The organism is Pseudomonas sichuanensis, from assembly GCF_003231305.1.
GTDB classification, from domain to species: domain Bacteria; phylum Pseudomonadota; class Gammaproteobacteria; order Pseudomonadales; family Pseudomonadaceae; genus Aquipseudomonas; species Aquipseudomonas sichuanensis.
In genome coordinates this window covers 1-4,630 of sequence record NZ_QKVM01000103.1, presented here as the reverse complement: position 1 = coordinate 4,630, position 4,630 = coordinate 1, and the positions used below count along the sequence as shown (strand labels likewise).

Sequence of the window (4,630 nt, the reverse complement as noted above, 5' to 3'; positions counted from 1 at the left end):
GGGCGTCTGCAGGAGCAGTTGCTGGGCAGCCATGACGGCAAGGCCACCTTGCTCAAGCGTCAGTATCAGTACGATGCCGTGGGCCAACTGACCGATATCCACGATACCCGTCGTGGCCACCTGGCCTATCGGTACGACCCGGTCGGGCGCCTGCTGCAAGCCACCAGCCGCCTCGGTATCGAGACCTTCGCTTTCGACCCGGCCGGCAACGTGCTCGACGACAAGACCCAGGAGCTCAATCGTCCGCTGGAAAGCGATCCGCGCCGTAACAAGCTGATGGACAACCTGCTGCGTGAATACGCCGGGACCCATTACCAGTACGACGAACGCGGCAACCTGATCCATCGTATGCACAACGGCGAACAAGCCCGACTCGGTTGGGACCTGTTCGACCGCCTGAGCCGCTTCGATGACAGTAAGCTCAGCGTGGTGTACAGCTACGACGCCCTGGGCCGCCGTCTGCACAAGCACTCCACCGCGCATCATCAGGATGATCCGCGTGCCGGCAGTGGCTGGAACCAGATGCAGCGCGCCAAACGCCAGCGTGAACTGGGCTGTGGCTACACCTTGTACGGTTGGGATGGCGACAACCTGGCCTGGGAAAGCTCGCCCCCGCAGGACGAAGGTGAGACCGGGCGCACGGTGCATTACCTGTATGAGCCGGGGAGTTTCGTGCCTGTCGCCCAGGCACTGCGCAACAGCCCGATCCGTTTGCTGCGCGAGCCCAACTGGAGCGATCGCGAGTACGACTTCGATCAGGATCCGCTGTGGCAACAAGAGATCAAACCGCAACCGATCGATGCAATCCTCTGGTACCAGTGCGACCACCTGGGCACGCCGATGGAGCTGACCGACCACACTGGCGAGGTCGCGTGGACGGCGCAGTACAAGGCCTGGGGTGAGATCAAGGAAACCCGTTCGGAGTGGGCCAAACAGATTGGGTTGAGCAACCCGATCCGCTTCCAGGGGCAGTACCACGACCATGAGACGGGGCTGCACTACAACCGCTATCGGTACTATGATCCGAGGGCTGGGCGGTTCATCAACCAGGACCCGATCAGTTACACCGGTGGCTTGAACCTGTTTGCGTATGCGCCGAACCCTGTTGAGTGGGTCGACCCGTTAGGGTTGTGGAAAGGGCAACCGCGTCAGGCGGGTGGTAAGTTCGGGGCGGGGAAAGATCCATCCAAGCCATGCCCGTGTGAATCGGATGGTACCCATGGGAATAGTCTCAATTCGACTAAGCCTGCAATTGGGTACACGTTGCGTGACAGAAATACTAATGAAATCATGAAGTATGGCGAGACCACTATGGGTAAGCGCCGTTACACCGAAGAATACCTCCGAGATAACAATGTCTATATGCGGGAAGAGGCCAAGGGAACAAAGAGGGAAATGCATGCTTGGCAACACCAGAAGATTTTGGCCTACAAGGCGGCGCACCCAGAAGGGAAACGGCCACCATTGAACAAAAGTGATTACTAGGAGTTGGTATGAATTTTTGGATGTCTAGTGAGCAGCATGCCCTAGTGGGGGATGCGGAATTTATTGCTAGAAATAAAATAGAGCCAGTTATCGAGCGTCTGTTAGAGCAGGTCAATCTTGATTGCGAGGTTGATAGGTGGAGCTTCATTTCAATACTGATGCCTGATGATAGAGTGGGTGACTATCCTGAGGTCAGGCGATACCATAAATCAAAAAAAGTAATCGAAGTTCGTGTGCAGCTTCCCCTTAATGATTTTAATGAGGCCGATGTTCCGGGGCAGGTAAGTATGATGCTAGATGCATTGTCTCGCTCTGTAGATATGATGGAGGGGCTGAAAAGTTTAAAAATTACGCATGGTGATACCTGTGTGCTTAAAGAGGCAGTTGAGAAAGCACGAGCAGAGCTATTGTCCTAATTGGCAAACCCTGATTGGTGTAACTTACCCGAGTGTTAGTGTTATCGATCGCGTACTTTGGCAGTGCTGCTTGGTCGGCTATAGCTACGAAGCTCTGAACTGCACTGCGCCCCATTAGGTCGCCCCCTCGTGCCAGTGTGAAACTGGGCTGTGGCTTCACCCTTTCCGGTAGGCACGAGATACCTTCGCCTGGGAAAGCTCGTCGCCGCAGGAGGAAGGCGAGGCCGGGCGCACGGGGTATACCTGTATAAGCCGGGGAGTTTCGTGCCGGTCGCCCAGGCGTTGCGCAGGAGCCCGATCCGTTTGCTGCGCCAGCCCGACTGGAGCGATCGTGAGTACGACTTCGATCAGGATCCGCTGTGGCAACAAGAGATCAAACCGTAACAAATCGATGCGATCCTCTGCTACCAGAGAGCGACTATTGAGGTGGGTATGTTGCTAGGGATGACCAGTGAGTTACATGCGCTTGTGGGGGATGCGGAGCATGTTGCGCGTAATAAAATAAAACCGATTATGGTGCAGTCGCTGAAAGGTGTTGTTCTTGAGTGTGGCGCCGAAAAACTAACTTTTATTGCAATTTTGATGCCTGATGAATTGATTGCTTATTATCCTGACGTTAAGCGTTACCACAAGGCTAGAAAAACTGTAGAGGCGCGCGTGCAGATTCCATTTTATGAGTTTAAGGATGCAAGCTGCACTCGACAGATAGATATGTTGCTCGATGCGTTAGATCGTGCGGTGGCTATGATTGGTGAGATAAGAAGCCTGAAACTAACAGCCGCTGATTCTCATGTGCTATCGGAGGCGATTGGAAAAGCAAGAGTGCAATTAAGTTCTGCTTGAGCCGAGCTACACCTAGCCGCACCTCGCCCTGAGCAGCACCGGGCACACCAGCCTGGCCGCCGGCAAACGCCTGTTGGCCAGCGCCAGCCAAGGCATGCGCCTGTTCGTGCAGAGCCTGGGCTGGAAGCTGGTATCGGCCTCCGGCGACATCGACATCCGCGCCTTGAAGGACAACATCAACCTGCTGGCCAAGCTCGACTCATCAGGACGATCCGCGTGCCGGCAGTGGCTGGAACCAGATGCAACGCGCCAAGCGCTAACGTGAACTGAGCTGCGGCTACACCCTTTATGGCTGGGACGGCGATACCCTCGCCTGGGAAAGCTCGCCGCCGCAGGACGAAGGCGAGACCGGGCGCACGGTGCATTACCTGTACGAGCCGGGCAACTTTGTGCCGGTTGCTCAGGCGTTGCGCAAGGAGCCGATTCGCTTGCTGCGCCAACCGGACTGGAGCGGCCGGGAGTACGACTTCGATCAGGACCCGCTGTGGCAGCACGAGGTCAAACCGCAACCGATCGACGCCATTGCCTGGTACCAATGCGACCACCTCGGTACGCCGATGGAGCTTACCGACCACAACGGTGAGGTGGCGTGGGCCGGTCAATACAAGGCTTGGGGTGAAGTGCGCGAGGTGCGCTCGGAGTGGGCCAAGCAGGTTGGGATGACCAACCCGATTCGCTTCCAGGGGCAGTACCACGATCACGAGACGGGGCTGCATTACAACCGCTATCGGTACTATGATCCGATGGTTGGGCGGTTCGTGAATCAGGACCCTATAAGTTACGGCGGTGGTTTCAACCTATTCGAGTACGCTGGTAACCCAATAGCCTGGACTGACCCTCTTGGTCTAGCCAAAAGTAAATATAACGTGGGGGCCAACACCGCTGGTAAAGATGTGCTCGCTCGTGGTGTGCATGTGAATGTTGATGGGCCAGGTTTGCCCAGAAAAGGTGGACATATCACCTTGCAACCTGATGCGGATGGTAAAAGCGTAAAGCTTGCGCCTGCTGATAAGGCAACTAGAGATATGTCACCATCTCAATGGCGCAATGCTTGTGAATCCATCTCAGAGCATCTCGATGACTCAAAAAACGTAGATCGACTTGCCAAGTCAGCGCAGGCAGGTATCGATGAGAACCCTAAATCCAATCGAGTGGATGAGCTCACGAAGGTAAAGGGTATTCTACAAACGCACCACGGCAGTGGAACAAACCCTGTCAAGAGGTAAGGCAGATGAGTTACTTGAAATGTAATGTTTTTGAACTGTGCTTGAGCTATTTGATTGATGCGTCAAGCATCAAAGCTGAGACGTTTGGTTTGACAAGCTTTGGCGAGGCTGAGCTTAAAGCGGAAAATTTTGATATGGTTGGCGACGCAGATGATTTTTGTCTCTATGAGAAAGACTATCTCGCTACCCATTTCGTGCGTTCCGTGGATGTGACACTAAAGCGCTATTTTTTCAATGGGGGAGAGAGTGGTTGTGGTATTTCTCTCTCGCCGGGTGTTCGACTAGTTCCTTTGCTGAAAAGGATTCTTTCACGAAACCTAAGTGTGGAATTTTATTTGCACGAGGGTGCTCTTGATGGGGCGGTGGTGGTTGGAGGTAATTCGATAGTAAGATTCTCTGCGAACCGCTCAGGGACGGCATACGAGGTGCGGGATTTGGAGTCGGATCAGCTCCTGAATAATGAGGGGGCTGCTGTAAACTCAATTAGGAAATCGATGTCTCGCATTTTAGTTACAACGACGCAAGATAGGGGCAAGGTGGTGGCTCTTCACCGACTGCTCACGTACTTAAGAAGGCGAGATGTTTTACAGCCATGACGCACGGTTGCCTTTAGAGACAAAAGTGCGAGTCTCTCTCAAGGGCTCAAGCTGACCGGCATCT

Annotated in this window: 4 protein-coding genes and 3 pseudogenes; all 7 read left to right on the top strand. The window is 54.4% G+C overall.

Annotation, left to right across the window (positions count from 1 at the left end; genetic code table 11):
- Nucleotides 1-1,485: RHS repeat-associated core domain-containing protein (locus tag DM373_RS28075; RefSeq protein ID WP_208642835.1), on the top strand; the 1,485-nt coding region annotated here is incomplete at its 5' end.
- An 8-nt stretch (nt 1,486-1,493) separates the two neighbouring features.
- The gene (locus tag DM373_RS28070) at nt 1,494-1,901 is read left to right on the top strand and encodes a hypothetical protein (RefSeq protein WP_110996577.1); all 408 of its coding nucleotides are present in this window, start codon (nt 1,494-1,496) and stop codon (nt 1,899-1,901) included.
- A gap of 140 nt (nt 1,902-2,041) precedes the next feature.
- Nucleotides 2,042-2,282, top strand: a pseudogene (locus DM373_RS29900) (hypothetical protein); the annotation flags it as partial.
- Between the two features lie 51 nt (nt 2,283-2,333).
- Complete coding sequence (locus DM373_RS28060) at nt 2,334-2,744, top strand: hypothetical protein (RefSeq protein WP_110996576.1); 411 nt, start codon at nt 2,334-2,336, stop codon at nt 2,742-2,744.
- A gap of 19 nt (nt 2,745-2,763) precedes the next feature.
- Nucleotides 2,764-2,943, top strand: a pseudogene (locus DM373_RS29895) (DUF2345 domain-containing protein); the annotation flags it as partial.
- Between the two features lie 7 nt (nt 2,944-2,950).
- Nucleotides 2,951-3,970: pseudogene (locus DM373_RS28050) on the top strand (RHS repeat-associated core domain-containing protein); the annotation flags it as partial.
- Nucleotides 3,971-3,975: 5 nt separating this feature from the next.
- A complete protein-coding gene (locus tag DM373_RS28880) occupies nt 3,976-4,566 on the top strand; it encodes a hypothetical protein (RefSeq protein ID WP_157966904.1) in 591 nt (196 codons plus the stop codon).
- Nucleotides 4,567-4,630 lie beyond the last annotated feature (64 nt).

What these genes read in the sequence shown, in the direction of transcription:
- DM373_RS28070 (WP_110996577.1), top strand. Translation starts at nt 1,494, where the DNA reads ATGAATTTTTGGATGTCTAGTGAGCAGCATGCCCTAGTGGGGGATGCG.
- DM373_RS28060 (WP_110996576.1), top strand. Translation starts at nt 2,334, where the DNA reads ATGTTGCTAGGGATGACCAGTGAGTTACATGCGCTTGTGGGGGATGCG.
- DM373_RS28880 (WP_157966904.1), top strand. Translation starts at nt 3,976, where the DNA reads ATGAGTTACTTGAAATGTAATGTTTTTGAACTGTGCTTGAGCTATTTG.